Origin of the sequence: Bradyrhizobium sp. 186 (genome assembly GCF_023101685.1) — a bacterium.
Lineage (GTDB): Bacteria > Pseudomonadota > Alphaproteobacteria > Rhizobiales > Xanthobacteraceae > Bradyrhizobium.
In genome coordinates this window covers 6101851-6126596 of record NZ_CP082164.1, presented here as the reverse complement: position 1 = coordinate 6126596, position 24746 = coordinate 6101851, and the positions used below count along the sequence as shown (strand labels likewise).

Here is a 24746-nt window from a genome sequence, read left to right as displayed (position 1 = left end):
GCCCGTCAGGACCCCACCGCGAGCCCCAAAGCGGGGGCGGCTGAGGGGTCAACCCAACGTCGGATCGTGCCATCGAATATATCGGCTCCGTAGAGCCATCCGTCGGGGCCCTTCTGCAGGTCGACGATGCCTGGTGCGTTGTTGTCCACCAACTGGACGCTGGCAACTTGCCGGCTTGCGTTCAAGGTCGCAGCGAAGATCGTTCCGTTGTAGACATCGTCGAAGAAAATGATGTTCTGGTTGTAGAAATCTCCCGCGGTTATCACGTGGAAATTGTCCGGAGCACCGTGGCTCTCAGCTAGGATGGGAGCTACGGCAGGCGGGTCGGTCGTATTGTTGCGGTTGCCATTGTTGTAGAAGGTGATCGCCTGGGCGAGGTCCTGGTAGCTGGCGGTTTTGTTCGGACCCTCGAGATAGGGCCATCCGAAGTTCGATCCGGCCGGGCCGGTATCGAGCTCCTCCCAGCTGTCCCAACCCACATCTCCGAGCACGGGCAGATTGGTGACCGGATCGAAACTGAAGCGATAAGAGTTGCGAACGCCGTAGTAGAAGACCTTCGACTGATTACTGTTGGGATCGCTGGCCTGATAGAATGGATTTCCGGGCGCTCCTTCACCTGTGCTCGGGTCGATCCGCAGCAGCTTGCCGGAGAGATTGTGGATGTCTTGGACCCGCACTGCGCGAGGGTCCGCGAAATTATATGACGTGCCATCGCCGACGGTGAGGTAGAGATAGCCGTCAGGGCCAAAATGAACGGCACCGATGGTATGCGAATCGCCGTCCGACGCCAGATAGTCGCGAATGTTTTGATTCTGAACCCCGTCGTGGTTCGGATCGTTGTCCTGCGCTCCGATCTCTATCTGGCTGGCGGGCGCCGTTATGGTGGTGCCGTTGACGATACCTGATGGAGGAATGCTGGGATCGCCGTTGCTGTCCAAGTCCGGACGGCTCGTATACGCCCAATTGCTGTTCTTGCCGACCAGCACGAACTCGCTCGCCGGATCGGCGACCATGGTGGTAGGGTCGACAGTCACCCTCACCAGACGAGAAGGTCGGTTTCCGGCCTGATCGGGTCCTGCGAGGCCCGTCTGGCCCGCCGTCTCAGGCGGATCGTAGGTGTAGAGCAGGTAGACATAGGGGCTGCCTGCGAAGAAATTTGGGTTCACCGCGATGCCCAGCAGTCCGCGATCGCTGACGTCATTTACCTCGCTCGACAGGTTGATGAGCGGCGTAGATCGCAGGGTGCCGTTGTCCACCACGCGCACCACGCCGTCCTTCTGCGCGACGAGCATGTAGCGGCCGTCGGGAGTCCAATCGATCGCCGTTGGTTCATTCAGCCCTGTCACGGCCGTCTGGCCCACCAAATTGCCGAGGTCGGGGTTGTCATTATCCAGGATCTTCACTGTCGTCGTCGCCTGTGCGCCGAGAGTGGCGCCCGTCGGGTTGCTCAAGGTGACCGTGAAGGTCTCGTCGCTCTCCGGTGTCGTATCGTTGATGATTGGGACCGTGATGGTCTGGGTCACCTGGCCAGCGGCGAAGGTCACCGTGCCGGACGTGGTTGTGTAGTCCAATCCCGAGACCGCGCTGCCGTTACTTGTTGTGAAGCCGACCGTGGCAGCTTGACTGGCATTGCCGCTGCGCAGCAGCGTGATCGTCGCTGTCGGTGTGCTCTCGGCAACGCTCACGGCGGCGTCCGCCATTGCGATGGAGATGGGTGAGTCGTCGTCGACGATGGAGACGAGCACAGTACGGGGGGCTCCAAGGGAGCCGGAACTGGGATTCTGAAGCCCGACAGCGAACGTCTCAGTGCCCTCGGTGAGCTGATCGTTCACAATCGGGATGGTGAAGCTCTTGGTGCTCTCCCCGGGTCCGAAGACGATCTGGCCGGTGTTCGTTCGACCATTGAACGTGGGCTGGGTGTAGTCCAGTCCCGCCGTAGCCGTGTCACCGGTGCCGATTTCATTCGTCGTATACTCCACGGTCGTTTGAGACTGAAGGTCGCCAGAGCGCGCGACGGTGATCGTGGCTGTGCCCGCCGCTTCGCTGACATAGATTGTGGAACTGTTAAGTAGTGAGATGACGTTGGCTGGGGCGAACACGACGTCGCGGAAGTAGTTTGCGTTCTGATAGACGGCGGTGGGGAAGGCGCCGCCGGTGGAGTTGTAGACGCCGGCGCCGGCCGCAGCGTTCAGGCCACCATTGCTGATGCCGGACTCGAAGCCTTGGGTGGTGGAGACGTAGTAGCTGTTGATATTGACCGAGACCACGTAGGTCGTACCGGCCGCGATGGTGAGCGGGGTGGCGAGCGCCTGCTGCTGCCAGCCCGAGGCGCCTTCGTTGGTGAAGGTGACCGTCGCCAGCTCCTGGCCGGTGGCCGACCAGATGTGGCCGATATGGGTGCCGGTCTCGTTCGAGGCCTTGTAGTACCGGATCGCCTGGATCACGCCGGACGTGTCGCTGGTGAAGCGCATCCCCAGCTCATAATCCGCCCCTATCCCATCCGTGTTGTTGGTCAGGACGGGGACCTGGGTGGTAAACAGAGTGGTGCCGGAACTCGCAGCTGCAACCGTCGCGGTGGCCGCGCTGGTCACGTTCTCGCTGGTGCCGAGCTGGTCGGTGTAGGTGGTGTTCACCCGGACGCGCTTGCCGACCAGGCTGCTGTCGAGGGTGAGGCTCGATGTTGTGGTGGCGAGATTCGTCCACGTGGTGCCGTCGGGGCTGCTCTGCCAGCGATAGGTGATGCTCGCCGCGACGCCGTCAGGATCCGTGACGCTGGCCGTCAGCGTCTGGTTCTGGGTCGCCGTGCCGTTGATCGTGACGACGCCGACGTCGTTGACGTTGGCCACTGTCGTGGCGGTCGCGGCGCTCACCGGAGTCTCGCTGCTGCCCAGCAGGTCCGTGTAGAAGGCCGTGGCGCGTATGAAGTTGCCGACCTGGGCCTGCCCCAGGGTCAGCGTTTTCGCGGTCGCGCCAGTGATGTTGGTCCACGTGCTGCCGTTCGTGCTCTGTTGCCACTGATACGAGATGGTACCGGGCACTCCGTCCGTATCGCTCACCGTCGCGGTCAAAATCTGGTTCTGCGTCGGCGTCCCGCTGACGCTCACCGCGCCGGGGTGATTGTTGGGATTTGACGAGCTAGCAGCGAACACGACGTCGCGGAAGTAGTTTGTATTCTGATAGATGGCGGTCGGAAAAATGCCTTTTGTCAAGTCGTAGACGCCGGCACCGGCCGGAGCGTTCAGGCCGCCATTGCTGATGCCCGACGCGAAGCCCTGCGGGGTGGAGACGTAGTAGCTGTTGATATTGACCGAGACCACGTAGGTCGTGCCGGCCGCGATGGTGAGCGGGGTGGCGAGCGCCTGCTGCTGCCAGCCCGAGGCGCCTTCATTGGTGAACGTGACCGTCGCCAGCTCCTGGCCGGTGGCCGACCAGATGTGGCCGATATGGGTGCCGGTCTCGTTCGAGGCCTTGTAGTACCGGATCGCCTGGATCACGCCGGACGTGTCGCTGGTGAAGCGCATCCCCAGCTCATAATCCGCCCCTATCCCATCCGTGTTGTTGGTCAGGACGGGGACCTGGGTGGTAAACAGAGTGGTGCCGGAACTCGCAGCTGCAACCGTCGCGGTGGCCGCGCTGGTCACGTTCTCGCTGGTGCCGAGCTGGTCGGTGTAGGTGGTGTTCACCCGGACGCGCTTGCCGACCAGGCTGCTGTCGAGGGTGAGGCTCGATGTTGTGGTGGCGAGATTCGTCCACGTGGTGCCGTCGGGGCTGCTCTGCCATCGATAGGTGATGCTCGCCGGGACGCCGTCAGGATCCGTGACGCTGGCCGTCAGCGTCTGGTTCTGGGTCGCCGTGCCGTTGATCGTGACGACGCCGACGTCGTTGACGTTGGCCACTGTCGTTGCGGTCGCGGCGCTCACCGGAGTCTCGCTGCTGCCCAGCAGGTCCGTGTAGAAGGCCGTGGCGCGTATGAAGTTGCCGACCTGGGCCTGCCCCAGGGTCAGCGTTTTCGCGGTCGCGCCAGTGATGTTGGTCCACGTGCTGCCGTTCGTGCTCTGTTGCCACTGATACGAGATGGTACCGGGCACTCCGTCCGTATCGCTCACCGTCGCGGTCAACGTCTGGTTCTGCGTCGGGGTCCCGCTGACGCTTACCGTGCCGGGGTGATTGTTGGGTTTGGTCGAGCTAGCAGCGAACACGACGTCGCGGAAGTAGTTTGTATTCTGATAGACGGTGGTCGGGAAGACGCCCGCGCTGTAGTCGAAGACGCCGGCGCCGGCCGGAGCGTTCAGGCCACCATTGCTGATGCCCGACGCGAAGCCCTGCGGGGTGGAGACGTAGTAGCTGTTGATATTGACCGAGACCACGTAGGTCGTGCCGGCCGCGATGGTGAGCGGGGTGGCGAGCGCCTGCTGCTGCCAGCCCGAAGCGCCTTCATTGGTGAACGTGACCGTCGCCAACTCCTGGCCCGTTGCCGACCAGATGTGGCCGATATGGGTGCCGGTCTCGTTCGAGGCCTTGTAGTACCGGATCGCCTGGATCTCGCCGGACGTGTCGCTGGAGAAGCGCATGCCCAGCTCATAATCCGCCCCTGTCCCGTCGGTGGCATTGGTGATGGAGGGCGCTTGGGTGGTGAACAGAGTGACAGCCACGTTGTACTCCCCCGGCTGGCCAAGTTAATTGCCACGACCTAAACTTCCGGCCGACCTATGTGGGGTGCAGCGTCAGCGCGGTTGCCGTGGTATTCGAATTAATAATTTTAAATAACATAAAATGTAATTAAATAGAAGTTGTTTTTTAGCTGTTGGAGCAACGCTCGTCAATTTCTCTTGAACTTGAAGGAAGCGGGCGCGCGTCACGGACCTCGTGCACCAGCTCCGCGTCCCGCGATCCCGGGGAGAAGAGGCGCCCACAATTTGGATGAAGCGGCTTCGCACTTCGTTGCCAGCCCCGAACAGGCTGACGATGTGCAGCTCTTATGGCTCCATCCGTTTCGCGATCAGGTCGGCGAACTCACCCAGGTTCCGGGCCGCCTCGACTTCGCCAACGCGGAATCGCACGCGAAACTTCTGCTCGACGGCGATGACGAGCGAGATCTGGATGAGCGAGTCCCACTCCTCGACGTCGGCCGCCGACAGCTCGGGCTTGGCCGCGACCTTCTCAAGGAAGATGCCGTCGAATACCTCCTGCAACTTCGCCAGTACTTCAGCTTGCTTCATAAGCCCTCCGGGTTACGCGGATCTTTGTCGAACGCCTCTGATACTTCTCCACCTTGAGCTCGAACTCCTTTCGGGCGGCGGAGTCTTCCGTGTGCACGAAGCCAAACTCCTCGTAGATGCTGGCAACGATCCCGTTTTTGGCCGTCGGAAGATAGATGCCGCGCACTCTTGCGCAGCCGGCGACCTCTGCAAGCCGAAAGATCTCATTCATGATCTCGTCCTCAACCTGGCGCTTAAGGACGCGGCAGCTCATGAGCCAGGTATCGAGAACGAAGACGCCGCCCTCGATCTTTGCAATGACCACAGAGATGAGCCCGGAATCACCGAACCGATCCTCGAGCCGCATCGTGAAGCACCGGTAGTCCGGTCTTCTTAAGAGCCCCTGGATGTCGGTTTCGGATCGACGGACCGTAGTCAGGTTGAACTGGTTGCTGCGCGCGATCAGCTGGGCAATGCGGGGTAGGTCGAGCGAGTCGAACTCCTTAATCGTGCCTCTCATCTCCAGCGAGGCGAGATAGGCTGGCATGTCGGTCACGCTCGCCGCGAGCTCCGTACGCCGCCGTTCCTGCCTATACTGCGCCGTCCGCTCGAGATCCTCCTCTGTGACGTTCCGTGGCTCGAAATGGCGTCCGGCCTGAAGGCGACCGATGAATTCGGCGGGGTCCGGCCCGAGGAGCACGCCTTCGACCAGGGGCTGAAACTGGCGCACGATCTCGATCTCGGCCGGGTTGTCATCGGCGAAGACGAAGCTGTCCAGGCCAACGCGGAGCTCATCCGCGATCCGCTGCAAGTTGTCGGACTTCGGATCCCAGTTGGCTTTGAAGGCCGCGAAGTGCTCCAGGCGGAGAACCATCTCGGGATGCCTCTCGAAGACCTCGACCGCACGCGCATGGTCGTTCTTGCTGCATACCGCAAGCAGGACGCCGCGTTCGGAAAGCGCAAGGAGGTACTTCTGGAAGGCCTTGAAAGCTTCGCCGCGGGGAGAAGAGTCGCCAAGCTCGATTCCCTCGATACCATCCTCCGCGATCACGCCGCCCCATAGCGTGTGATCCAGATCGACGGCCAGCACCTTCTTGGGGCCTTGCTTGCGGGAGGCGATCAGATGGCTTAGCTCTTGCGCGACGTCCACTAGAAAATCAGGTGAGCCGGGCTGCTTCGATTCGTACCACGCTCGCGCATCCTCCGCGGCCGTGATCCCTCGGCGTGCCGAGAGGAACTCGACGTCGCAGATTTGCACCCCCGCCGGGGCCCGGAGCCCGAGCTCAAGGTTTACCGCCTTGCGGAAACTCCAATCGGCGACAAGCGTGCGTGAACGAAACGAGCCGAGATCGAGGTCGCCGGGCAGCGCAAGATTGGCGAGAATCACCGCCGCATCCGAGCGCTCGATCAGAGTCAGAGCGAGGTTGAGGAGGTGCTCCGCGGCGCCAACTGCAGCTTCGCGCTGATGCTCCACGGCATCGAGGAGCGAGCCGGAAAACCGGCAGTGACTCGCGTTCGGCAGAATGAAGGCGAGATCCGGCTTGAAGGCGTACAATGGGCTTGAGCCGTCGAGGATTTCCGAGACGAAATTATCGTACCCGCCGAGGAAGCGTTCGCACTCGACACCACGAATAGCCAAGAGATGTGCAACCAGTTCGTGCAGCGGATACAGGTTGTAGCCGCCGATCAAGGCGAGGCGGAGCTTTGGCTGGACACTTTCGGTCGTAGGTAGCTTCGCCTTTTTTCGAAGCGTCGACAGAAAGAACAGTTCGGAAAAACTCGCCGCTTGCCGCGAGCGGGCGGCGAGGTGTCCCCAGAACGCGGCATCGCCGGATAGCGCCAAGGACTTGAGTTCGGCATCATTTACGTGCCGGTCCGGCAAGACGGGTGCAGCAGCGAGAATAGCGAACCTCCACCAAGGAAAGCAGCATCATTTGATTGTCACTCAACCTAAATAATGCTAGCGTTCAGGTCAATTAAATATATTTAAATGCCTCGAATTAAGGTATAATGAATAGATGACGGCGCATATGGGATTGGAGCCGCCGGGCTTGGCCACCCTTTCCACCAAGGCTGAGAATCTCCAACGGCTTCCGGAGGGAAATAACTTGGCCCTGCGAGAGATCCGGCTGGAGGACTCCGCGCAAATCGTCGCTTGGCGGAACGATCCCGTTCTCGGCAAGTTCATGACCCGAGAAAAGCTGACGTTGACCCAGCAGGAAGAGTTTTTCCGAAACTACCAGGCTAGGGCGGACGACTACTATTTCATTGCCGAGTTCAAGCGCTCGAAAAAACCGGCCGGCAGCATCGCCCTTGCGAACCTAGATCTCGTGGCGAAATGCGGCGAGGTGGCGCGATTGATCGTCGATCCGGGTGCGCGCCTCTTTCTGGTCGAGGTTTTCGATCTGCTTTTCGCGTTCGCGTTCGCTCAGCTAGGGCTTTCAACCGTCGTGGCCAACGTGCAAAGCAGGAATGCTCCCGCGAAGAACTTCCATATTCGCCTGGGTTTCCAAGTCGAAAAGATCTCGCCCAACGCTTGGTGGAATGGCGACGACGTAATTACGTTTCGGATGTCGCGGGAAGACTATCCGCGGTTGAAACAGGCCTGGTCGGCGCTGCTCCTGGATGCGCGCGAAAGTTAGCTGCCGCGACCAACTCCGCCAGACTAGCGGGAGCAGTGTATCGGCGCTTCTGGAGGCGACGGATTCACAAGATGGAGCCTGTTGTCTGTCCAGGAGCACCTCATTGGCCGGGCGTTGATCGCCGACCCTTTGCTTCTTGTTATCTGCGAGGGCGCCCGACAGAAATTCGTGTTGTTTAATGCGAGTGGTCGCAAAGACCTCGACAGCTCTGGTATTTCTAGCTCCTGCCGAGGGCTTCTTTCTTGCCTAGCAATCCGCCGGCCCGACGCACGCGTGGCTATTGAGCTCGCAACGGAAGGAGGAGTAGCAGATGGACGGAGGAATAGCAGATGGATTTGCATTTTCATCATTTGGGAATGGCGTGCCGACAGATTGCGGTTGAGCTACCGGAACTCGCGATAGCTGGCTACCGGCCCGAAGGACCTATATTTGAGGATCCGATCCAGCAGGTTCGGATTCAGTTCGTGTCAGGCGGCGGTCCCCGCCTGGAATTGATCGAGCCGGCTGGCGCACAATCGCCAGTGGAGGGTATTTTGAAGCGCGGCAGCAAATTTTATCATCTTGCTTACGAAGTGAGCCAACTCGACGATGCAATCGCTTACTTCAGGGCGCGGCAGTATCTTCCCGTATCGTCACCTGCGCCTGCAGTCGCGTTCGACATGCGTCGTATCGTGTTTCTAGCCTCCGGGACGCGCACGCTCATCGAGCTTATCGAGGCGAGGACCTAGTGTGAATTGGCGGAAGCTCGGTCGGGGTGGTCTCAGTAACAATCTGCGCGAATCCGTCAGTCGAAACAGTTCTGCTGCGCCGAACGCACTCAGCCGCGCGGAGGCCGCCTGCCTGCAGTCTCACGACCGGTTCAGGGCCAATCTCCGACAGGAGAATGCCCATGTGCCCCAATCCCGGAGGCGCTGTTGGCCAAACGCCCAATCCATTTGCTGACAATACGGTCCGGTCCATGTCGCCCCAAAACTGCACGACAATGGCACCGGGGGGCGCGCAAGCCGCGAGGTGTATTGCTTCCGGCGAACCGATACGAGGCTCAGCCGCCGGTCGCAGCGCGACGATGATTGCGTCCCACTCGTCGCGATACACAGCCTGGACGTTGTCAAACGTGTCCACGCTCGCTCCAGAGCTCGCGAGACCGGCGCGGAGCGGGCCAACAAAGTCGTTGTCACACAGCACAGCAATGCGGTTCTTGTAAGCGGATAAACCGCAATCGTGGAGTTGCTTCACGCACAGCGGACCGAGAAACGAGAAGACATCGACTGACGGGTGGCGTTCGTTCACGCCGACAATCGGAATTCCGCGCCGTAAGCATGCTTCCATGTCGAGGTCCTCGGGGCGAAATTCCCAAGCCTCAAACATCAAGGCAATGACGGCCTCCCTTGGTAGCTTATCAATGAGCGCAGCGGTAAGAGGCCGAAGATGGCCGCTGTTGGTTACAATATCCGTTTGATGGAGGATATCCGGGGTGATCTGCTCCAAGACTTCGATGCGATCGGCCACGCCGGCCGAATCTGCAAGCTCCAGAGTCTGTTGCCTGGCGTCAGCTGGTGTGCCGTGCCGCGTAGGTCTCGTGAAGGCATAGACGCGCTTGCCTCCGGCCATCGCTGCGAGGACGGCCGTCACGGCATACGCGCCGGTCGCAGCTTCGGTGAGAACTGTTAGTCCCGAAAGGTCTAAGCGAGTTTCCGTAACGGCACGGCTCATCAGGGCTCGCAGACGCGGCAGTGAGAATCCTGGTCGCAGGTGCCTGAATGCTGCTCCGGCCTCGGTTCCGGTCATAAACTGCCTTTCGTGTTCGGGGCTTGAGAATTCGCGGTGCTTTTGTGTGCGGCATATGTAATCGAGCTGGCCTGAGCTCGTCGTGCGCTGAATAGGGTTATGAGCGAAGATAATCCCAACTTAAACAGTCTAGTTAAAATGGATAATTGATCGGATTGGAATAAATGTCAAAAATATGGGGCATCGTAACTGGGATCACGCGCCCTCTATGTCCGAGAAGGCGTAGGGCGAGGCCGGAGGTGCTTAAGCGCCTCGAGTCGCCGCGCATGGCGGTCGACCTCGGCGGATCTGGCTCGACGTGTGCGTCCTGGGGTAGGAATGTTCTTCAATCTGTCGCTTTGCGGGTCCGATACACACTGTGATCGAGGGTTCGAGAAATTAAATTGTTAAATTAACATATATTTCAGTTGTGCTGCGACTATTTTGGTTTATTTTTGAAGATAGGCTGGATTGTTGTAGGATGATCCCGATGACCCACCTTGATACCGACGGCGAAGATCGTCGTGAGTTCTTGAAGAGCTGCGGAAAATTTGCCGCCGTTACCCCTCCAGCTATGACGCTGTTGCTGTCCACCTCACTGACTTCATCCGCCATAGCCAGTTCAGGCGGTAATATTGTGCATGGCAACAATGGCTTCGGCAATGGCGGCGGTGACGGCAGTCCTAACGGTAAAGAAGATCGCGATCGCTAAAGGTTGCGGTCAAACGGACAGGCGCGCCATTGCGGTGTGAACGCCGTCGTGGCGACGGCCGGGGCTCATCCGGTCCGGCGGCGCCTTTGCCCGGATGAGCGGTTGATCAGTAGATCGTTCAGCTTCTTGCCGGCCCGAAGCTGCGCTTTCAGCCATCGGGGCTGCTTACCGCGACCGGACCAGGTTTCGGATGGGTCTTTCGGGTTCTGATACTTCGGCAGCACAGGCGGGTAGGGGCGGCGCGCACGTTCCTCGTTCTGGACGCCGGCAGTGCCGTCTATCCTGCGAAGCCGCTCTTCGAGCTTGGCTTTTTCCGCGGTCATTCTCCGACTAAGAACAGTCGTTACCTCATCGTAAAGCCGCCACAGCTCGGCTGTGGTCCCCGATGCCCAGTCGTCCTTCTCCATGGAAGCCGTCCCCACTACTTCCGATTTGAAATAGAAGGGGGGATTATCAGGTCGAGCCCGGGTCGGGCAAGCACCATCGGCTCGCGCGTAGGCCGCCAGTGTGCAACGCGGCGCTCTTGGTGCTACCGGCCGGCTCCGTGCCTCCGACCGAGCGGTCGCCTCCCAGCCGCTCTCCGCCGCTGGACTCTTCGCATTGGGCCAAGCAATCTCTGCTCGGCCATCAACACGCGACTACGTAAATTCTGCAATTCGGTGAATTGAACGATTAGAGCCTCATGCGTTTGACGCAAAACAATCGAAGAATACATGTGACCACCTACTCATTATCAACGATGACCGTGATGCGCATTGAGGTTGCTGGGTTAACAAAAATGCCGCCCAACTTTGCGGACCAGGTTTTCATCGGTGCTATTACTGAAGCAGAACAGTTATCGTTCGAGATGTCAGATCATGTGGCTGGGAAAAATTCGGTGCCCTCATGCCCTGGTGACCAGTCCTCGTCTTGGTCTTGATGAATAGTATTACTTTTTTGCGCCTCCTCTGCTCTGGGTCGAGGCTTTTCAGGTTGCCTCGCTCCGGTGAAACTTTGTTGAATGTTAGATTTGAATCGTGAATGTCCCTATATATCGTTTGTAATAAGTGGCCGGTGAGGAGTTAGCCATGCTAACAAAGCAGCCGATCACTGCACCAATACAATCTGTGAAAGAATTTATAGATCGAATCTATCCAGAATTGCTGAAGAATCGCTGTTTCGTCGATGAATTGGCGTTTCGGATTTTCCTTGGAACTCCGCATTCTTACGGTGCTGCACGCATTCTCTAAGCGAGTTACGGTGACGCAGCCATCAAGCGTTGCCGATACGTGCCGTGGCGGACTTGGCGGTGCGACGTTTTGGCAGAACGGATTCGTTATGCCTCCCGCGCGCGTCTCTAGAGAGAACGTTGGATTAAACTGCCGCACGGGGGGTTGTTAGCAATAGGCAAGGGAAGCATGCGCCGCATCAGAATTGTCATCGCGGATCGGCATCCGATCGTTTTGCAGGGGATCAGCAGCGTCCTTGCGACGCAGCACGATTTTACGATCGTGGGCTCCTGCGGCGATGCTGCAAGCTGCATTGAGGCAATCCGACTTCTTGTGCCGGACATTGCGCTCGTCGATATTGCAATGCCCGACATCAGCCGACCGGACCTCCTTGCTCTCGCAAACACCGCGGGCCTGGGCACCCTGGTCATTTTCTTCGCCGGTAAGGCCGTCGATCGCGAGTTGCAAAGGCAGGCCGCGGACGGCGCCTGCGTGGTCCTCACCAAGGATGCGAAGCCGGAGATGCTGGTCGCGACCCTGCGGAAGGTTGCACAGAGCCAAGGACTGGCATCGCGCTCGCCGAGCACTGGTGGGGAGGTCAGTGAGGAGCCTCGCGCAGGTGAGGAGAAGTCCCTGACACAACTGACGGACCGGGAGCGGCAGATCATGCGCCTCGTATCGGAGGGGCTGTCCAACAAGGAGATCGGGCGTCGCCTGAACATTTCCGACGGTACGATCAAAGTCCACCTTCATCACATCTTCCAGAAGCTGGATATCAGCAATCGTACAGTTCTCGCGGCATTGGCGATTTCGCAAAACGAGCAGCGTGCAGCGCCACGTGAACTCGACCCCTCCGGCCTGCTACAACGGGATCCGGCAGTTCGAAATGACGAGGACGTCAAGCGCAACAGCGTCCTTCCGGAACGTACGCGTTAGCTGCAAATCCCACTTGATTGGATATTGTTGCCGTTAACCTCGCTACACCTCCGAGCGGCGAGGGTCGGTTACCGCGGCCAGATGCTCAACCATGTTGCCGCAGGCCCCTTCGGCCTCGGCCAACGTTCGGAAGGGCGAGCCGGTGATCTTGATCGCACCATTGTTCTCGTAGAGCGGTCGCCAACTCGCCAAATAGCCGGAACGTCCGTGAAAGCCCGGACCGGTGGGGCTCCCGAAGCTGATCACAAACGAGAAGCCATCGCTGCTCGCGCTCCATATCTCCATGTCCTCGACGGGCCGATGAAATTGCAGTGGCATGGCAATGATCCGTTGCAGTCGCGGGTTGCCTTCAATGATAAATCAGAAATAACTATATTAAATACTGAAGTGCAAGTCGAGATTCGAGCCTCTGCGCCGCAGATACCCCAGGAATTTCGACGGGCGTGGAAAATGGCGGCGAGCTGCCCGGCCGGCGCACGCTAAATAACTCCCGTCATTTAAACAAAAGTCTTGGTTGAGGGTGGATTTAATATATAATAGTGATAAATAAATATTTAAATCGTGGAGAGCGCATCGTGACCCGGGACGGCAATGAAGATGACGACCGGCGGGCATTCTTAAAAACCTGCGGAAGATTCGCGGCCGTGACGCCCCCCGTCATGACCCTGCTTCTGTCGACCTCCCTGACCTCGACAGCCATTGCGCGTTCGGGCGGACTGAACGGAGCAACGCCTGGCGACGACAGGGGCCAGTCATTCTTCGACAACGATCGCTCGTCCGCGGCAGCGTCGGGGACCTCTGGCTCTGGTAGCGGATCCCCCGGAGGTGGTGGAGCATCTGGCGGTCGCCGTGGTGGGTCATCTGGTGCTGGAGGGACGTCCGGCGGTGGCGGATCCGGTGGTGGAGGGGGGGGCGGCGGTAAAGGGCCTTTTGCGACCGGCGGGAGCTCTGAAAGTCCAATTGCATCTGGAGGCGTCGATTGTGCAGATGAAGACGACGATGAGCGGAAGCGCAAGCCCGATTGCGAGCGACCCACCACTCAAGTTACGAGCGCAACCGGATCTGCGCATTAGCGCATCCTTCTCACGGCGCATTGCATCAGCGCGCGCTGTGCCCAGTAGGCGGCTAGGCACGCCGGATGCTGCGGCGGCAATTCGCGCGAGTTGACCAGAGCTGGAGGCCCGGTTGATTGTCCCAAAACCATGACTCGTCCCGCCGTTGTCGCATGCTGAACAGCCTGGCCCGAAAGGGCGCGTGCCGCGCGCCTGGGCACCCTGGCTCTTTCTTAACGCGCTGCCGCGTCGTTATTGGCGACGCAGCATGCCAAATGTTAGTGCGCGTTTGTCCGTAGCGATTGCATATTTTTCCCGGCTATCGAGACTGGGTGAATTCTCCCGGACATATCGATTAGGAGATCTGCCATGAGCATCCGCGCTCGAGCGGACAATCCTGCTGCTGTTCTTCGCCAGCGCCTCGAAGCGCTTGTTTCCCAACTCGCAGAACTTGAGAGTCTCAGGGACCGAGTAGGTCGAGAAGAGAAGCGCGACTCGCGCAAGCCGGGTTATCTTCGGAAAGCGAGCGAGCTCAGAGGGCAAGTGAGCGGTCGTTGCAACTTCACAGACGCAAAGCTCGTGTCCGCGCCACCTGGTGGCAACACATCGAATTATTTCAACGAGTGTCCGAACGGATGGCTGGACTTTAATCGATCATAGTTGGCTTCGGCCGGGGGGAGCGGTTGATCCGCAGTAGCATCCCACCATGCCGAGAATAGGGGCACTGGTTTCCTGGTGCAGCACGTGCCGGGAGCGGTCGGGGGAGTCTTCAATCCATTATCTGGTTTCGCTTGAAAGGATGAATGCTCGTGAATGATGCCAATGTGAAAGTCGAGACGAACGCCGATCCGCTGAATGAGACGGCAAATGGAACTGCAAAGCTCAAGTTCGACATACCCTTTTTCAACATCCAGGGCTTGTTCGGCGGTTTTTCCGAGCAGGGCACCGCACGGACCAAGGAGGGTTTCGAGAAGTTAAAGGCAGCCTCCGAGGAGATCAGCGACGTTCTCCGCGAAGCCTGTTCGATGAACGCCAAGGGCGCCGCTGACTACGGTGCGAAGGTCATCGAGATCTCCAACATCAATACCAGCGCCACCCTCGAATTCCTGTCCCGGCTCGCGGACACCAGGTCGCTAATCGATTTCGTGAATCTGTCGACCGCCCAGAGCCGAAAGTCGTTCGAAGCCGCCTCCGCCCAGAACCGGGAGCTTTGGGAGCTCGTCCAGAGGGTCGCGACCGAAACGGCCGCGCCGATTAAGAAGAGTTTCAACCGGGGCCTCGCATAGGCTGTCTGACATCGAAGCCACCAGCCGCGCGGATCGGCTCCACGAGCGTCTCCGCAAGAAGAGGCGCGGTCCAGCCGATGGCGGCCCGTCCTTGCTGCAAGCGGCGCCAAGCTGGAGGAGATCAGGACCAGGTGCCCGGAGGAAGCGCCATTCCGGCGGGCATCGAGGCGGGTGGCGAACGGTTTCGCTGCAGAGCTGTGTCCTTCTCGCGCACCCATTGCCGGATTTGTGCGGCGACGCACGAGTGGTTTGGCAGAGAGGTTTGGCTCTACGAGACCGTCTTGGCGAACGCGGGATCCGGCGCCCGGCGGTCGTTTCGCGCCGGCGGGGCGTGAAGAAGCCGCGCGGCTTTCCTGCGAAAAAATCCGGTCGATCCTGCGGCTCATGACCTTGTAGCACTCGCATGCGACGGCCTTGAGTCGCGGCCTGTCAATCTCGAGTTCGCCACGCCGATTGACCCTACAGGGTTCCACAGGGAAGGGGTGGACGTCTGCATTCGACAGAACATCCAGAGAAGCTTCTCGCAGTGAAATTGTCGTTTGATATTTTTACGACCGTGGGCGGAAATGTAATGGCGCGGGCGTCACACCCATCATCGCGCTTTCGTGGAACTGCTGGTCAGAACGAGGAATCCTTGTAGCGGCGGTTGGTAGCGCTCCGCGCTACCAACCGGGACCGGAGGACAGCCCACGCTTCTGTTTCGAGAATGCGGCCCCCGCGATTTCGAGGCTGACTGGAGCCCCTCAGCTAACGTTCTTGGCCTTCCGTCGCGGAGGCGGGGACGCCTACGGCCGCTCACTCAGGGGGCGCGGTTCGGTTGGCGGAAGGCCGCTTCCATCTCACGGCGGACTCGCACGGCGAGGCTGTCCGGATCGTATTCCACGTCCGCCCATTTCAGGCGCTGACCTTCCTCGATGTCCGTCTTGAGCTTGACGTGGTGGGCAAGCCCGAGCGGCAGGTAGCCCTGCTTGAGCGATGCGTCCGCTGGGGTCTGCTTGCCCCAGACGCAGAAGCCGCCTTCGCCGTCGAGCATCTCGCCAGCCTTCAGCTTGCGCTTGGCGGTCGCGACGACGTCCGAATTGAACATGATCGGCGCGCCGGTCGGCTCCTTGCGGAGTGCTGCGGAGGCAACGGAGATGCCGAGCTCGAGCCCGATCATGTGGATCGGCCGGTACAGCGAGGCATATTTGCCGGTCTTGTCCGGCAGCATGCTGTATTCGCGGAAGCATTCCTCCGAATAGGCGCTGTCGGTATCGAACACGACATAGGTGCCCATCACGAGGCTCTGCGGCACGTCGGTCCCGTCGCGATAGACCGAGGAGGTGACCTCGGTGACGCCAGATTTCTCCAGCACGCCACCGTCCGACTTCGGCTTGCAGATTTCGGCATGCTCGAAGCGGGTGGCGGGCGGAAAGGAAAGGCCCTCGCTCTGCGCATGCAGCCCGGTGGCGTTGCAGACCGCCGTCATCTCGATGCCTGACTTGGTGCCATCGACGAAGGAGTTGAACATCTTCGGGTTGATCGAATTCCGGTCCTTGATCTTCATGTATTTGTCGAGGATGTCCCAGACCGTATCCGGCGTCGACTGGTGATAGGTCGGGTGGTAGCGCGTGCCTTTGCCGGCGGCGACAACCTTGAAGCCGGCCGCGCGCGCCCAGTCGACGTGATCGGCGATCAGCGCCGGCTGGTCGCCCCACGCCAGCGAATAGACCACGCCCGCCTGTTTGGCCTTGCGCGCCAGGATGGGACCTGCGACAGCGTCCGCCTCGACATTGACCATCACGATGTTCTTGCCGTGCTCGATCGCCTTCATCGCGAAGCGGATGCCGGCACCGGGATCGCCGGTCGCCTCGATGATCACCTCGATGGCGGGATGGGTGATCAGGGCGTCGGCGTTGTCGGTGATGACGGTGCGGCCGTGCCTGAGCGCGTCGTCGATGCTAGTGGCGGCATATTGCTCTTCCGGCCAGCAGCCGAGCTTGAGCTGCGCGCGGGCGCGGGCCGTGTTCAGGTCGGCGACGCCGACCAGATGCATGCCGTCGGTGTGGCGCACCTGTGACAGGAACATCAGGCCGAATTTTCCGGCTCCGATCAGGCCGATGGTGACCGGCTTGCCGGCCGCCTTGCGTTCCAGCAACATGCGATGGAGATTCATTTTTGGATTTCCCTGACGTTCCTCTGACAACGGCGGGTTGTTGCAACCGTGAGGTCCGGTTACGTCCGCCTGTTCGCAGGGAACGTTAGGCATCGCTGAATCCGAGGGCAATTCAGTTTATCAGCTGCAACGATGTAGGCGCGCTAAACAATTCGCTCGCGCCAGCTATCGCGCTCGCGCCGCAGCCAGTCGAGGAAGGTGCGGGTCTTGCGGTGGCGCAGATGGCCGTGGGGACAGACGATCCATTGCGTCGAGAGCGTCACCTCCGGTGGGTCCTGCACCGGGCAAACCAGCCTTCCATCGCTTAATTCGCGCCAGGCTAGGAGCTCGCTTTCGAGCCCGATGCCGAGGCCATCGACGGCGGCGTCGATCGCCATATGGCTGCGGTCGAACAGCACGCGCTTCCAGCGCTCGGCCGACTCGATACCGGCCTCCATGAACCAGCGCGGCCATTGCAGCTGCGATTTCACCGAATGGATCAGCCGCTGCTTGAGCAGATCTTCGGCGGAGAGACTGCCCGCCGCAAAGGACGACGGCGCGCAGAGCGGAAAGAACCGCTCCTTGCCGAGGCTTTCGACGAACAGGCCGGGCCAGCCGCCTTCGCCATGGCGGATTTCCAGATCGACATTCTCCTTGCGGAAATCGGTCGGTTCATTGGTGCCGTCGAGCCGCAATTCGATGTCGGGATTGGCGTCGACGAAGCTCGCAAGCCGCGGCAGTAGCCATTTGCTCGACACGCTCGGTGCGGCGCGCACGGTCAATGTGGTCGCGGAGCGGATGCCGCGCACATGCTGCGTCACGTCGGCGATGTGCTCGATCTCGCGGCTGATCATCTCGAAATAGCGTTCGCCGGCCTCCGTTAGCGTAATGTTGCGCCCGATCCGCGAGGTCAGTGCGGTGCCGAGATGCAGCTCCAGTGCCTGGATCTGCTGGCTGACGGCCGACGGCGTCACCCGCAATTCGTCGGCCGCCCGCGAAATGCTGCCCGCGCGCGCCACCGCGTGGAAGACGGTAATGGCGCGGAACGGTATCTGCATCGGGAAACCTTTTAGGTCAGCTAAAGTGACGGCGAATATAATTCAATTGTCGCCCATGACCAGCGATCTAGGTTTCCTTCCCTGAGGCAACCCGCGACAGACGGGCGCCGAGAGGAAACAGGACGGCGCAGCAGCCAGTCCGCCCGGGGGAAGGAACGCAAGGCTTCGAACGGCCCTTTCAAAGCGATTCTGACGACACCGCCGCCGCAAGACATGCGCCGGCGGCAACGAATATGCGCGCCGACAGGGCGTCGCACAAAAGCATCAGGGGAGGACTAACGATGTCGGTTCAGCGCCACACCATCTCGCGCCGCAGCTTCATGGCTGGCGCGGCTGCCATTCCACTGGTCGCGATCCGCAGCAGGCCGGCGCAGGCGGCGGAGTTCGAATACAAGCTCGCGACCGGCCAGTCGCTGACCCAGCCGATCAATACCCGTCTCGACCAGGCGGTGAAGCGGATCAAGGAAGCGAGCGGCGGGCGGCTGGAGCTGAAATTCTTTCCGGCTTCGCAACTCGGCTCCGACACCGATCTCTTGACGCAGATTCGCAGCGGCGGCGTCGATTTCCTCAATATCGCCGGCTCTGTGCTGTCGACGGTGGCGCCCGTCGCCGGTATCGCCAATGTCGGCTTCGCCTTCTCCGACTACACCCAAGTCTGGAACGCGATGGACGGCGATCTTGGCAGGCTGATTGCGGCGCAGATAGAGAAGACCGGCGTGATTGTGATGGCCAAGCCGGCCGACAACACGTTCCGGCAGATTTCGTCCTTCTCCAAGCCGATCAAGACGCCGGGCGATCTCGCCGGCTACCGCATCCGCGTACCGGTGTCGCCGATCTTCACCTCGCTGTTCAAATCGCTCGGCGCCAATCCGACCTCGATCAACTTTAACGAATTGTACACGGCGCTGCAGACCCATCTGGTCGACGGGCAGGAGAACGGCCTCGTTACTATCGAGGCCGGCAAGATCTACGAGGTGCAGAAATACATCTCCGAGACCAACCACATCTGGGATCCGTTCTTCATCCTCGGCAATCGCCGCTCGGTGAAGGCGCTGCCCGATGAGCTGCAGGCGATCGTCCGGCACGAATTCGACCAGGCCGCGGTCGAGCAGCGCGCAGATACCGCAAAACTCAATCTGATGCTGAAGGACCAGCTGATCGCCAAGGGCATCACCTTCGAGGCGTCCGACAAGGAGGCGTTCCGCAAGGGGCTCTCGACCGCCGGCTTCTACAAGGAATGGCGCGGCAAGTTCGGCGAGGACAACTGGAAGACGCTCGAGGCGGCCGTCGGGGCGCTCGCATGAGCGCGGCCGTCGGCGCGCCGCCGGCGGAGGCGCTCGGCGCAACGCAGCTCGTACGGGGACGCCGGCTGGAGCAATCGCTGCGCTGGCTGGTGGAGATTCCGGCCGCGATCGCGGTGGTTGCCGAAGTGATCATTCTGTTCGTCGGCATCGTCGCGCGGGGCGTCTTCCACCGGCCGATCATCTGGTCGGACGAACTCGCCTCCATCCTATTCCTCTGGCTCGCGATGCTCGGCAGCGCGATCGCGGTGCAGCGTTCGGCGCATATGCGGCTGACCTTCTTCACGTCATATCTATCGCCGCGTGCCGAGGCCTGGGCGTCCACGCTTGCGGCCGGCGGCGTCGCACTGTTCCTCGCGATCATCCTGCATCCGGCGTTGGATTATGTGGAGGATCAGGCCTTCGTCGAAACCCCGGCGCTCGGCTGGTCCGGCATGGTCCGCGCCGCTGCGATCCCGGTCGGCTGCATCATTGCGCTCGCCAGCATCTGCCTCGAGCTCGTCAAGCGTTCGGCGAAGGATCTGCTCGCGGTGGCTGTGCTGTTCGCCCTGATCGGCGGCGCGCTTTATCTCGCAGGCCCCGCGCTCAAGCCGCTCGGCAACTGGAACCTGCTGATTTTCTTCGTGGGACTGCTCGGCTGCGCGGTGGCGGCCGGCGTGCCGATCGCGTTTTCCTTTTGCCTTGCGTCCGTCGCGTTCCTGCTCACCACGACGCGGACACCGCTGCTCGTTGTGGTCGGGCGGATCGACGAGGGGATGAGCTCGCTGATCCTGCTTGCGGTGCCGCTATTCGTTCTCCTGGGTCAATTGGTCGAGCAGACCGGCATGGCGCGCGTGATGGTCGCCTTCCTGGCATCGTTGCTCGGCCATGTCCGCGGCGGGCTGTCCTATGTGATGCTCGGCGCCATGCTGCTGGTGTCGGGCATCTCCGGCTCCAAGACCGCCGACATGGCGGCGATCGCGCCGGTGCTGTTTCCCGAGATGCGCAAGCGCGGCATGAAGGACGGCGAGTTGGTCTCGCTGCTCGCGGCCTCCGGCGCTATGAGTGAGACCATTCCGCCGTCCATCGTGCTGATCGCGATCGCCTCCGTCACCGGCGTGTCGATCGCGGCGCTGTTCACCGCCGGCATCCTGCCCGGGATCGTGTTGGCCATCGTGCTCGCCTTCGTCGCCCGCTACCGGGCGGGCGCGGAGGAAAACGCCGCGATCAAGGTTGCGCGTGCGCCGCTCTCGGTGGTGACAAGGACGTTGTGGGCCGCGCTGCCGGCACTGGCGCTACCCTTCCTGATCCGCAGCGCGGTGGTCGAGGGCTATGCGACCGCCACGGAAGTCTCGACCATCGGCATCGCCTACTGCCTGGTGCTCGGGCTGATCATCTATCGCGGCAGCCTGACCTGGAAGAATGCGTTGCCGATGCTGGTGCAGACCGCGTCACTTTCCGGTTCGATCCTATTCATCGTGGGCGCCGCGAGCGCCATGGCCTGGGCGCTGGCGCAATCCGGCTTCTCGCACGAACTCGCCGCGCGCATGGCCGGCGTTCCCGGCGGCGCCTATGGCTTCCTCATGGTCTCGGTGGTGGCCTTCATCGTGCTCGGCAGCGTGCTGGAGGGCATTCCGGCCATCGTGCTGTTCGGCCCGCTGCTGTTCCCGGTTGCCGCACAGTTCGGCATCCACGAGGTGCACTATGCGATGGTGGTGATCCTCGCGATGGGTCTCGGCCTTTTCGCACCGCCGTTCGGCTTGTGCTACTACGCCGCTTGCGTCATCGGTGGCGTGCCGCCGGATGCCGGCATGCGCCGCATCTGGATCTATCTCGCCTGGCTCTTGGCTGGCCTGCTGTTGATCACCTTCGTGCCCTCGATATCGCTGGTGTTTCTATGAGGGCAGATAGCCTTGAATGTGAACCGCCCACTGCGCCCGTTCGCGCATAGGGGGCATCTTTGGCACGCTGCCAAGATTTTGCCGGCCGAGCTAAGCTGCCCTCCGATAAGACAGAACTCCTGCGATAGTGGATGTAGCGCCCCCGACTCGAACCAGCGACACTGAGACGAAATCACTGGGACAAGATGTACTCGCTTTGCAGGCTCACAGCCTGTGGCGGGTCTATGAAAACATGGGGTTAGTAGCTGCCTCTCCTATCGATATATGGGCGGGCAACACTTCAGGTAAGTGCTACACCGTCCGAGTTTAATCGCGCCGTGGGAACGGGGCGCTCTGTGGAAAAAGGCAACTGGAAGGGCCGCTCCTTGGGCGCTTTTCTTGAAAGGTACTTTTTGGGTTTGAAATGCACCTTATGGTTTGATAAATCGTTCTAACCTATTGATATCGCAACAAATGCGCCCGCCCTCCGAGCGCACCAAACCAATAAGTTGTGGATACGATAACGTTTTAGCGATGCGTCTGGTGCCGCATCGCTATTGAAGGCGGATTTCGGCCCTTGCTCCACTGGTGGACCCCGGCGTAGTCCCCAAAGCTGGCGTCCGGCCAGCTTGCTGCACGCCTTCAGATGCATTCACTCGACTTTGGCCGAATAGAGATCGGCAAAGCGCGCACGCAGCAGGTTCTTCTGTATCTTGCCCATGGCGTTGCGGGGTAGCGCATCTACGAAGATGATGCGCTTTGGCTGCTTGAATTTTGCCAGCCGTCCGGAAAGCGCCTCCAGGATGGCGCGTTCGTCCACCGATGAGCCGGCCGACCGGACGACGGCAGCGGTGACGCCTTCGCCAAAGTCGGCATGCGGCACGCCGACGACCGCGCTTTCAAACACACCTGCGACAGCGTCGATTTCCGTCTCGATCTCCTTCGGGTAGACATTGAAGCCGCCGGTGATGATGAGATCCTTGCCCCGGCCGACGATGTACAGATAGCCGTTCGCATCGAGCTTGCCGAGGTCGCCGGTCATGAAGAAGCCGTCAGCGCGGAATTCGGCGGCAGTCTTGTCCGGCATATTCCAGTAGCCTGCAAAGACGTTTGGTCCCTTAACCTCGATCATGCCGACCTCGTTCGGGGGCAGCACGGCACCGCTCTCGGGATCCGTAATGCGGACTTCGATGGCGGGCAGCGGGCGTCCCACCGAACCCGGAATACGCGGACCATCATAGGGATTGGAGGCGATCATGCCCGTCTCGGTCATGCCGTAGCGTTCGAGGATCTCGTGACCGGTCCTGTCCTTCCAGGCGCGGTGGGTCTCGGCCAACAGCGGCGCGGACCCAGCGACGAACAGCCTCATATGCGCGGTCGTGCGCTCGCTCAAATTCTGGCTCTGAAGCAGGCGGACATAGAAGGTCGGCACACCCATCAGGACGGTCGATCGCGCCATCTCCGAGAGAATCCGCTCTGCCTCGAACTTCTGCATGAACAGCATTCGCGCACGCGCGGCGAATGTCACGTTGCCGGCCACGAACAGGCCGTGAATATGATAGATCGGCAGCGCGTGGATCAGCACGTCGCGTTGCGTGTAGCGCCATTGCTCGACCAGCGTCAGCGCGTTCGAGACCAGATTGCCATGCGTCAGCATCGCCCCCTTTGATCGGCCGGTCGTGCCCGAGGTGTAGAGAATCGCCGCCAGATCCTCCTTCGCGCGCGGCACCGTGTCGAAATCCGCTGGAAAACCGCCTGCGGCACCGACCAGCGACCCGTGACCCTCCTGATCGAGCGTCTCGACACGTCCGCCTGCTTTTGCGGCAATGGCGCGCAGGTCGGATTCTTCCTTGGGGTCGCATACGATCAGGCTCGGCTGCGCGTCGCGGATGAAGTATTCGGTTTCGGCCGGCGTATAGGCGGTGTTGAGCGGCAGATAGACTGCACCGGAGCGGAGCGTCGCCAGATAGAGCGCGACAGCCTCGACGGATTTCTCCACCTTTGCAGCGACACGGTGGCTAGGACCGATGCCGTTGCTGGCGAGCAAATTCGCGAACCTGCCGCTAAGCGCGGCGAGCTCGGCGTAGGTCAGGGTGGCGCCGTCGTCCTTCTCGATGCAAATGGACTGATCGGAGTGCGCGGAGCCAAGCAGGCGGTCATACAGATTCCAGGTCATGACGAGATCTTCCGCTGAGAGTTGGTCTGTGAGCTGGGCACAAGGTCGCGGGACGACAGCTTGGCGCGGAGCGCCTTCTTCACCTTGTCGGAGGCCACGACGGTGCCGTGCTCCGCGAACGCTTCATGGTTCGCCTCGATGTGGTCGAGTGCGTAGAGATAGTTGACCATCAGGCCGTAGGATTGCTTGATGCCCTTGGGCGAAGCATCGCCGAGGAAATTCAGCCGCTCCAGGCGCGCGCCGTTGCCGAGATGGAAGCGGGCGACCGGATCGACCGGCTTGCCTGACGGAAGCTTCGCCTTCAGGAAGTAATAGGCGGCAAGGGCGGTGATGGCCTCTTTTGCCTGCGCGGTGTCGCCGCCGTCCTCGAGCGCAGTCAGTGCACGCCTTGTGTCATCGTCGATGGCGCCGGAGGCCTCGGTCTTGAGCTCGCGCCGAATCCAGCCGGCAAAGCCGGGAACGGGCGACAGGGTGACGAAGGTCTTCAGGTTCGGGAGCTCGCGGGCGAGGTCCTGGACCACTTGCTTGATCAGAAAGTTGCCGAAGGAGACGCCGGCGAGGCCCTTTTGCGTATTCGAGATCGAGTAGAATACGGCGGTCGTGGCGTCACGTGCCGCGATCGGCTGGCGCGATTTGTCGAGCAATGGATTGATCGCGCCCGGAATCTCCTTCGTGAGTGCGACCTCCACGAAGATCAGCGGCTCGTCGACCAGCTGGGGATGAAAGAACGCGTAGCAGCGGCGATCCGGCGGCTCGAGCCGGCTGCGCAGATCATCCCAGTCCTGGATGGCATGGACGGCTTCATACCTGATGATCTTCTCGAGGATGTTGGCTGACGTCGTCCAGTCGATCGGTCGCAGCACGAGAAAACCCCTGTTGAACCAGGACGAGAATAGATGGACGAAATCGTCGTCGACCGGCTGGAGTTCGGGATGCTCGCGCAGGAGCGCAAGCAGTACCCGTCGCATGCGCACGAGGGAGGCCGTCCCGCCGGGTGCAAGATTGAGGCGGCGGATGAGCTCCTGCCGGCGCGGCTCCGCCGCGGCGTGGAGCGCCTCGAGCTTGCCGCCGTCGCCGTCCTCCTTGCGCTGGTAGGCCGCGATCGCGAGCTCGATCGCGCGACGGTCCGGCCCGAACCGGTCGGCGAGCGAGGAGAGAAACTTCAGCCGCTGCGGCTCTGCCGCCTGCTCGAACGCCGCAAGCAGCGATTGCGCGATCGCGACGCCGGAGGCTTCACCGCGCCGAGACAGCAGCGCCTCGCCCAGAAGCTCGAGATCACGATCCTCGCCGACATTGCGTTCGGGCTTGATACCGAGAACCGCGCGGCCACGTTGCGTCAACGTGTCGATGAGTCCTTGCAGGAATTCGGGCGCCGTGATGCGTCCGGGCCTCGTATCGTTCAGCATGGTTCATGCCT

General features: G+C 61.0%; 17 protein-coding genes and 1 pseudogene. 8 read left to right on the top strand and 10 right to left on the bottom strand.

What is annotated here, in order from left to right; all coding sequences use genetic code 11:
* Positions 1 to 5 precede the first annotated feature (5 nt).
* The 3 genes from IVB18_RS29480 to IVB18_RS29470 all read right to left on the bottom strand — a co-directional run bounded on the left by IVB18_RS29480 (position 6) and on the right by IVB18_RS29470 (position 6888).
* Positions 6 to 4652 (bottom strand): DUF4082 domain-containing protein, encoded by a 4647-nt coding sequence (locus IVB18_RS29480; RefSeq protein ID WP_247983900.1) that lies wholly within the window; start codon positions 4650 to 4652, stop codon positions 6 to 8.
* Between the two features lie 324 nt (positions 4653 to 4976).
* Positions 4977 to 5219 (bottom strand): acyl carrier protein, encoded by a 243-nt coding sequence (locus IVB18_RS29475; RefSeq protein WP_247983899.1) that lies wholly within the window; start codon positions 5217 to 5219, stop codon positions 4977 to 4979.
* Positions 5206 to 6888 carry an HAD-IIIC family phosphatase gene (locus tag IVB18_RS29470; protein WP_247983898.1) on the bottom strand — a complete coding sequence of 561 codons (1683 nt, stop codon included), beginning with the start codon at positions 6886 to 6888 and terminating at the stop codon, positions 5206 to 5208. The genes IVB18_RS29475 and IVB18_RS29470 overlap by 14 nt, the downstream gene beginning before the upstream one ends.
* 361 nt (positions 6889 to 7249) lie before the next feature.
* Here IVB18_RS29470 and IVB18_RS29465 point away from each other — a divergent pair, with 361 nt between their 5' ends.
* Together IVB18_RS29465 and IVB18_RS29460 are read left to right on the top strand one after the other, a co-directional pair.
* The gene (locus tag IVB18_RS29465; protein WP_247983897.1) at positions 7250 to 7840 is read left to right on the top strand and encodes a GNAT family protein; all 591 of its coding nucleotides are present in this window, start codon (positions 7250 to 7252) and stop codon (positions 7838 to 7840) included.
* Between the two features lie 329 nt (positions 7841 to 8169).
* The gene (locus IVB18_RS29460) at positions 8170 to 8568 is read left to right on the top strand and encodes a VOC family protein (protein ID WP_247983896.1); all 399 of its coding nucleotides are present in this window, start codon (positions 8170 to 8172) and stop codon (positions 8566 to 8568) included.
* Here the strand turns inward: IVB18_RS29460 and IVB18_RS29455 are convergent.
* Positions 8549 to 9553, bottom strand: a complete 1005-nt coding sequence (locus IVB18_RS29455; protein ID WP_247983895.1) for a hypothetical protein — start codon at positions 9551 to 9553, stop codon at positions 8549 to 8551. The two genes, IVB18_RS29460 and IVB18_RS29455, sit on opposite strands and share 20 nt — an antisense overlap.
* 535 nt (positions 9554 to 10088) lie before the next feature.
* On the opposite strand from IVB18_RS29455, the gene IVB18_RS29450 reads away from it, so the two are divergent.
* Positions 10089 to 10319, top strand: a complete 231-nt coding sequence (locus IVB18_RS29450; RefSeq protein ID WP_247983894.1) for a hypothetical protein — start codon at positions 10089 to 10091, stop codon at positions 10317 to 10319.
* Between the two features lie 65 nt (positions 10320 to 10384).
* Here the strand turns inward: IVB18_RS29450 and IVB18_RS29445 are convergent, their stop codons facing one another.
* Positions 10385 to 10726 (bottom strand): H-NS histone family protein, encoded by a 342-nt coding sequence (locus tag IVB18_RS29445; RefSeq protein ID WP_247983893.1) that lies wholly within the window; start codon positions 10724 to 10726, stop codon positions 10385 to 10387.
* Positions 10727 to 11716: 990 nt separating this feature from the next.
* On the opposite strand from IVB18_RS29445, the gene IVB18_RS29440 reads away from it, so the two are divergent.
* A complete protein-coding gene (locus IVB18_RS29440) occupies positions 11717 to 12463 on the top strand; it encodes a response regulator transcription factor (RefSeq protein WP_247983892.1) in 747 nt (248 codons plus the stop codon).
* A gap of 42 nt (positions 12464 to 12505) precedes the next feature.
* Here IVB18_RS29440 and IVB18_RS29435 read toward each other — a convergent pair whose 3' ends face one another.
* Positions 12506 to 12781 (bottom strand): hypothetical protein, encoded by a 276-nt coding sequence (locus IVB18_RS29435; RefSeq protein ID WP_247983891.1) that lies wholly within the window; start codon positions 12779 to 12781, stop codon positions 12506 to 12508.
* 254 nt (positions 12782 to 13035) lie between these two features.
* On the opposite strand from IVB18_RS29435, the pseudogene IVB18_RS29430 reads away from it, so the two are divergent.
* Positions 13036 to 13320: pseudogene (locus tag IVB18_RS29430) on the top strand (hypothetical protein); the annotation flags it as partial.
* 998 nt (positions 13321 to 14318) lie between these two features.
* Positions 14319 to 14801, top strand: coding sequence for a phasin (locus tag IVB18_RS29425; RefSeq protein ID WP_247983890.1), 483 nt, complete (start codon positions 14319 to 14321; stop codon positions 14799 to 14801).
* A gap of 799 nt (positions 14802 to 15600) precedes the next feature.
* Here the strand turns inward: IVB18_RS29425 and IVB18_RS29420 are convergent.
* Positions 15601 to 16956 (bottom strand): Gfo/Idh/MocA family oxidoreductase, encoded by a 1356-nt coding sequence (locus tag IVB18_RS29420; protein WP_247983889.1) that lies wholly within the window; start codon positions 16954 to 16956, stop codon positions 15601 to 15603.
* Positions 16957 to 17099: 143 nt separating this feature from the next.
* Positions 17100 to 17993 carry a LysR substrate-binding domain-containing protein gene (locus IVB18_RS29415; RefSeq protein ID WP_247983888.1) on the bottom strand — a complete coding sequence of 298 codons (894 nt, stop codon included), beginning with the start codon at positions 17991 to 17993 and terminating at the stop codon, positions 17100 to 17102.
* Positions 17994 to 18274: 281 nt separating this feature from the next.
* On the opposite strand from IVB18_RS29415, the gene IVB18_RS29410 reads away from it, so the two are divergent.
* The gene (locus tag IVB18_RS29410) at positions 18275 to 19297 is read left to right on the top strand and encodes a TRAP transporter substrate-binding protein (protein WP_247983887.1); all 1023 of its coding nucleotides are present in this window, start codon (positions 18275 to 18277) and stop codon (positions 19295 to 19297) included.
* Positions 19294 to 21174 (top strand): TRAP transporter large permease subunit, encoded by a 1881-nt coding sequence (locus IVB18_RS29405; RefSeq protein WP_247983886.1) that lies wholly within the window; start codon positions 19294 to 19296, stop codon positions 21172 to 21174. The genes IVB18_RS29410 and IVB18_RS29405 overlap by 4 nt, the downstream gene beginning before the upstream one ends.
* A 631-nt stretch (positions 21175 to 21805) precedes the next feature.
* Here the strand turns inward: IVB18_RS29405 and IVB18_RS29400 are convergent.
* Both IVB18_RS29400 and IVB18_RS29395 read right to left on the bottom strand, forming a co-directional pair.
* Positions 21806 to 23329: a malonyl-CoA synthase gene (locus IVB18_RS29400; protein WP_247983885.1), complete on the bottom strand. Its 1524-nt coding sequence runs from the start codon at positions 23327 to 23329 to the stop codon at positions 21806 to 21808.
* Entirely contained in the window at positions 23326 to 24735 is a 1410-nt protein-coding gene (locus IVB18_RS29395; RefSeq protein WP_247983884.1) for a malonyl-CoA decarboxylase, read from the bottom strand. Before IVB18_RS29395 ends, IVB18_RS29400 begins: the two co-directional genes overlap by 4 nt.
* Positions 24736 to 24746 lie beyond the last annotated feature (11 nt).

Coding starts and splice junctions, on each gene's coding strand:
- IVB18_RS29475 (WP_247983899.1), bottom strand. CDS start 5,219: ATGAAGCAAGCTGAAGTACTGGCGAAGTTGCAGGAGGTATTCGACGGC.
- IVB18_RS29460 (WP_247983896.1), top strand. CDS start 8,170: ATGGATTTGCATTTTCATCATTTGGGAATGGCGTGCCGACAGATTGCG.
- IVB18_RS29455 (WP_247983895.1), bottom strand. CDS start 9,553: ATGAGCCGTGCCGTTACGGAAACTCGCTTAGACCTTTCGGGACTAACA.
- IVB18_RS29450 (WP_247983894.1), top strand. CDS start 10,089: ATGATCCCGATGACCCACCTTGATACCGACGGCGAAGATCGTCGTGAG.
- IVB18_RS29445 (WP_247983893.1), bottom strand. CDS start 10,726: ATGGAGAAGGACGACTGGGCATCGGGGACCACAGCCGAGCTGTGGCGG.
- IVB18_RS29440 (WP_247983892.1), top strand. CDS start 11,717: ATGCGCCGCATCAGAATTGTCATCGCGGATCGGCATCCGATCGTTTTG.
- IVB18_RS29435 (WP_247983891.1), bottom strand. CDS start 12,781: ATGCCACTGCAATTTCATCGGCCCGTCGAGGACATGGAGATATGGAGC.
- IVB18_RS29425 (WP_247983890.1), top strand. CDS start 14,319: ATGCTCGTGAATGATGCCAATGTGAAAGTCGAGACGAACGCCGATCCG.
- IVB18_RS29420 (WP_247983889.1), bottom strand. CDS start 16,956: ATGAATCTCCATCGCATGTTGCTGGAACGCAAGGCGGCCGGCAAGCCG.
- IVB18_RS29415 (WP_247983888.1), bottom strand. CDS start 17,993: ATGCAGATACCGTTCCGCGCCATTACCGTCTTCCACGCGGTGGCGCGC.
- IVB18_RS29410 (WP_247983887.1), top strand. CDS start 18,275: ATGTCGGTTCAGCGCCACACCATCTCGCGCCGCAGCTTCATGGCTGGC.
- IVB18_RS29405 (WP_247983886.1), top strand. CDS start 19,294: ATGAGCGCGGCCGTCGGCGCGCCGCCGGCGGAGGCGCTCGGCGCAACG.
- IVB18_RS29400 (WP_247983885.1), bottom strand. CDS start 23,329: ATGACCTGGAATCTGTATGACCGCCTGCTTGGCTCCGCGCACTCCGAT.
- IVB18_RS29395 (WP_247983884.1), bottom strand. CDS start 24,735: ATGCTGAACGATACGAGGCCCGGACGCATCACGGCGCCCGAATTCCTG.